Genomic DNA, 4,865 nt, shown 5'->3' with positions numbered 1-4,865 from the left:
TCAAGATCGAGGCCGTCGCAAAGGCCTACAAGCTGGGTGCCAGGATCGATGCGCCCAGCATTCTTGCGGCCCAGCCCCCCGTACACAACGCCCGCGCCGACAGCTGGCAATTCGACTTCGTGGCGCAGCAGCCCGGGCTCACCAAGCTCAGCATCGTGGCGGTGCAGGGAAGCGGGCTCAGCGTCATGCCCGCAGCCATCACCGTGCAGGTGGAGAAGAGCATTTCGCTGCCTGCAGAGAGCACGACGGAGGGGATGCTGGCAAGGCTGTTCCTGGCGGAAAGCGTCTCGCCGGGCGACACCTCACTGGCTTGGAATCTCGACAACGTGAAAACCGGAATGCAATGGATGCGCCGAGTCATCGAGAACCGCTTGAAAAGCGGAAAGCCTGAAGACTTCATGGCCCGCGGTGCCACCAGCGTCGAGGACATCGTCATGGCAGATGACCGGGGATCGGTCCAATTCCATGGCTTCAACGTCTATCCGAAGCTGGGTCCCGACATTGCCAAGAACCTCCGCGACTATGTGGACAACGCCAACAACGGCCTGCATCCCAAACGCAAGGCCTATCTGGACTTTGTGCAGGCGGCCCTGGACGTTGCCACCGGCGCGGTGCCGCCAGACCCAACCCCCACAGGCCTGTTCGCCTGGAGAACTGCGAAATCCAGCTCTCCCGGAGCCGACTTCATTCAGCACGCCGCGCTGGCTAGAAACATGTTCTACACACATGCCCGGCTGCGCAAACGCGACTGATCCCCAAACACATCGAAAACCAAGGAGGGCACTCCATGTCACCAACCCATACCGGATCAAGCGCTTTGAAACCGCATCGCCATTTCCCAATGGCCAGCCTTGCCACTGCCATTGCAGTGAGCGCCTACTTGATAGGCGCCCAAGCCTCCGAATCATCGCCGCCACCAGCATCGCCGGCTGAAATCAGCAGCCAGCAAACCCAGCCGACGGCTGCCGACTACTCTCGGCCTGCGCAGGAAAGAGTCGCGTCCATGACTGCGCTGCGGCAATACCTGAAGTTCAAGGATGAAGTCTGGGAAACCCAAAGAGCCCGCCAGAGCAATACCTTTTGCTTCGTGCAGCAGCGTCCCGACCATCCGTCCGATCCCGAGCCGAACGTGTGGATGGTCTGGCTCAATGGCGGCGAGATCGTCAATATGGGCTGGCATCTCTATTCGCCCAAAACGCTGACGAAAGAAGACGCCAAAGCGGATGGTGAAAGCCTGGCAAGAATGAAATCCATCAAGCTCGCGACCGACGTGCGGGAAACGGCCCAGGAAATCTACGGCAGCAGCTTCCTCGTCGAACGCGCATGGGTGGACATGCTGCTGGCGCAGTGCAAGGCCAAGGGCCGCACCATCAAAGTGACTCCTGCCCGATAGCCGCATGCCGCATATCGGACGCAACCGCTTTCCCGGCCCATGCCGTGTCAGGCAAGGCCGTAGCCTGCTCGCAAGGTGTCTGCTGGCCACCCTGGCGGGATCGGCCCTGCCTTTGCTGGCAGCGCCTGAAAGCGGGCGGGCTTCCGATTTCTCGCGTCCGGCGCAATCCCTGATTCCTTCTCCAGCCGCCCTGCGTATCCATTTGAAGAGCCGCCAGGCATCGACTCGCCCCGGAAAGCCTTCAGCCCTCCAGCGCTTTTGCTTCGTGCAACAGCACAACCGCAGCGCAGTCCCTGCGCGCTCGTCGGTCTGGATGGTCTGGCTGGAAGGTGGCCAGATCGCCAATCTGGGACAGCGCCGCTTCACCGCCAAACCATCGCCGGATGAAGCGCAATGGGATGGCAATGCCTTGTCCGAAGCCAAGGCCATCCACCTCGCCACCGACGTCCGTGAAACGGCGCAGGAAATCACCGGCAGCAGCTTCCTCGTCGAACGCAGCTGGGTGGACCTACTGCTGGCGCAGTGCCAGGCCAAGGGCCGCAAGGTCGAAGTCCGCCCCCGCCGCTAGCCGGCAATTCCGACCGCCCATTGATCCCTTCTTTTTAAGCACCCAAGACCCATGACAGAAATCAGCCGCCAATCCCTCTTCGGCAAGCTCAACCCGCTGCTGTTCAAGTCGCTGGAAGGCGCCACCGTGTTCTGCAAGCTGCGCGGCAATCCCTATGTGGAACTGGTGCACTGGCTGCACCAGCTGCTGCAGGAAAACGATTGCGACCTGATCCGCATCCTGCGCCACTTCGACATCGCCTCCGACCGCCTGGCCGCCGATGTGCTGCGCCGCCTGGACCAGCTGCAGCGGGGCGCTACCTCGATCAGCGACTTCTCCGAGCACATAGAGACCGCCATCGAGCGCGGCTGGGTCTATGCCACGCTGATGTTCAACGACAGCCAGATCCGCAGCGCCTATCTGCTGTCGGGCATGGTGCGCACGCGCTCGCTGGCCAATGAGCTGCGCTCCATCTCGCGCGAATTCGACAAGATCTCCGAGCCCGCGCTCAGCGATGCCTTCGCCCGCCTGCTGCCCGACTCGCCCGAGGCACGCATGCGCGCGGCCGATGGCAGCGGGCTGGAAGGCACGCCAGGCGAAGCGAGCCAGGCCACGGGCGCCGCACCCGGCCAGGGCGGTGCGCTGCAGCAGTACACGGTGGACCTGACGGCCCGCGCCAAGGCGGGCGAACTGGACCCCGTCACGGGCCGCGATGACGAAGTGCGCCAGATGGTGGACATCCTGCTGCGCCGCCGCCAGAACAACCCCATCCTGGTGGGCGAGGCCGGCGTGGGCAAGACCGCCGTGGTCGAAGGCCTGGCCCTGCGCATCGCCCAGGGCGATGTGCCGCCGCCGCTGCAGGGCGTGGAGCTGCGCGTGCTGGACGTGGGCCTGCTGCAGGCTGGCGCCAGCATGAAGGGCGAGTTCGAGAACCGCCTGCGCGGCCTGCTGGACGCCGTGCAGTCCAGCACCACGCCCATCGTGCTCTTCATCGACGAAGTCCACACCCTGGTGGGCGCGGGCGGCCAGGCCGGCACCGGCGATGCCGCCAACCTGCTCAAGCCCGCCCTGGCGCGCGGCACGCTGCGCACCATCGGCGCCACCACCTGGGCCGAGTACAAGAAATACATCGAAAAAGACCCGGCCCTGACCCGCCGCTTCCAGCTGGTGCAGGTGCACGAGCCCGACGAGCCCCGCGCCGTGGACATGCTGCGCGGCGTGGCCGCCAAGCTGGAAAACCACCACCAGGTGCGCATTGCGGCCGACGCCGTGGCCGCGGCCGTCAACCTGTCGCACCGCTACATTCCCTCGCGCCAGCTGCCCGACAAGGCCGTCAGCCTGCTGGACACGGCCTGCTCGCGCGTGGCCATGGCCCTGCATGCCACGCCCGCCCAGCTGGAAGCCGTGCAGCGCCGCATCGAGGCCCTGGGCGTAGAGCAGGAAGTGCTGCTGCGCGAGGCCGCCCTCGGCCTGCCCACGGCCGAGCGCCTGCAGGCGCTGGAAACCGACCTGGCCGGCCTGCGCGAGCGCCAGGCCACGCTGGCCGAGCGCTTTGGCCAGGAAAGCGCGCTGGCCCGCCGCATCCTGGAAACCGAGGCCGCCCTCATGGGTCTGAAGCCGCCCGTCTTCTCCACCGGCGCCGCCGCAGACCCGTCCGCTGCGGCGCCGGAAACGGCCGCCGAAGCCACCGCAACCGAACCTGCCGAGCCACCCAGCGTGGCCTCGCTGGAAGCGCTGCGCCGCCAGCTCGCCGAGCTGCAGGGCGATTCCCCGCTGCTGCAGCCCGTGGTCGATGCCGGCGTGGTCGCCGCCGTCGTGGCCGAGTGGACCGGCATTCCCGTGGGCCGCATGGTGCGTGACGAGGTGCAGTCCGTGCTCTCGCTGGCAGACACGCTGGCGAAGCGCGTCATCGGCCAGCGCCACGGCCTGGAGGCCATCACGCGCCGCATCCAGACCTCCCGCGCGCGGCTGGACGATCCGGGCAAGCCCATCGGCGTCTTCCTGCTCGCCGGCCCCTCGGGCGTGGGCAAGACGGAAACCGCCCTCTCCCTGGCCGAAGCCCTGTATGGCGGCGAGCAAAACCTCATCACCATCAACATGAGCGAGTTCCAGGAGGCGCACACCGTCTCCACCCTCAAGGGCGCGCCGCCCGGCTACGTGGGCTACGGCGAAGGCGGCGTGCTCACCGAGGCCGTGCGCCGCCGCCCCTACAGCGTGGTCCTGCTCGATGAAATCGAAAAGGCCCACTCCGACGTGCACGAGATGTTCTTCCAGGTCTTCGACAAAGGCTGGATGGAAGACGGCGAGGGCCGCTACATCGACTTCAAGAACACCGTCATCATCCTGACCTCCAACGTGGGCTCGGACCTGATCGCCAACATGTGCCGCGACCCGGACCTGGCGCCCACACCGGAAGGCCTGGCCCAGGCCGTGCGCCAGCCGCTGCTGCAGACCTTCCCCGCCGCGCTGCTGGGCCGCCTGACCGTCGTGCCCTACTACCCCATCTCCGACGCCATGCTGGAGCAGATCATCCGGCTGCAGATGCTGCGCATCCAGCGGCGCATCGAGGAACGCCACGGCGCGCAGTTCAGCTTCGATGAAGCAGCCGTGGACCTGGTGCGCCGCCGCTGCAGCGAGGTCGAATCGGGCGCGCGCATGGTGGACGGCATCCTCACCCAGAACCTGCTGCCGCGCATGGCTGCCCACTTCCTGCAGGCCACCGTGCAAGGCCAGGAACTGCAAAGCCTGCATGCCGGCGCCAGCGGCGACGACTTCACGCTGGACGTGCGCACCCGCGCTGCGGAGCCGGCATGAGAAGGCACCGCCTGCCACGCGCCGCCACGGCAGTGATCGCAGCAGCTCTGCTGGCCGCCCCGGCTGCGCAGGCGCTGGACCTGGGCGCCATCGGCCAGGCCGCCGACACCG

Annotated in this window: 4 protein-coding genes; all 4 read left to right on the top strand. The window is 66.6% G+C overall.

Annotated elements, in window-relative coordinates:
• Positions 1–752, top strand: a 752-nt coding sequence (locus L995_RS10660; RefSeq protein ID WP_047471521.1) for a hypothetical protein, incomplete at its 5' end; no start/stop codon positions are given.
• A 35-nt stretch (positions 753–787) separates the two neighbouring features.
• Positions 788–1,393 (top strand): hypothetical protein, encoded by a 606-nt coding sequence (locus L995_RS10655; RefSeq protein WP_231574407.1) that lies wholly within the window; start codon positions 788–790, stop codon positions 1,391–1,393.
• Positions 1,394–1,658: 265 nt separating this feature from the next.
• Positions 1,659–1,961 (top strand): hypothetical protein, encoded by a 303-nt coding sequence (locus L995_RS34305; RefSeq protein WP_231574406.1) that lies wholly within the window; start codon positions 1,659–1,661, stop codon positions 1,959–1,961.
• 51 nt (positions 1,962–2,012) lie between these two features.
• Positions 2,013–4,754 carry a type VI secretion system ATPase TssH gene (gene tssH / locus L995_RS10645; protein ID WP_047471517.1) on the top strand — a complete coding sequence of 914 codons (2,742 nt, stop codon included), beginning with the start codon at positions 2,013–2,015 and terminating at the stop codon, positions 4,752–4,754.
• Positions 4,755–4,865: the final 111 nt, after the last annotated feature.

The sequence above is a fragment of the Delftia sp. ZNC0008 genome (genome assembly GCF_000799035.1).
GTDB classification, from domain to species: Bacteria; Pseudomonadota; Gammaproteobacteria; order Burkholderiales; family Burkholderiaceae_C; genus Comamonas; species Comamonas tsuruhatensis.
Note: the sequence above shows the minus strand (reverse complement) of the source record. Positions and strands in the feature narration are given on the sequence as shown.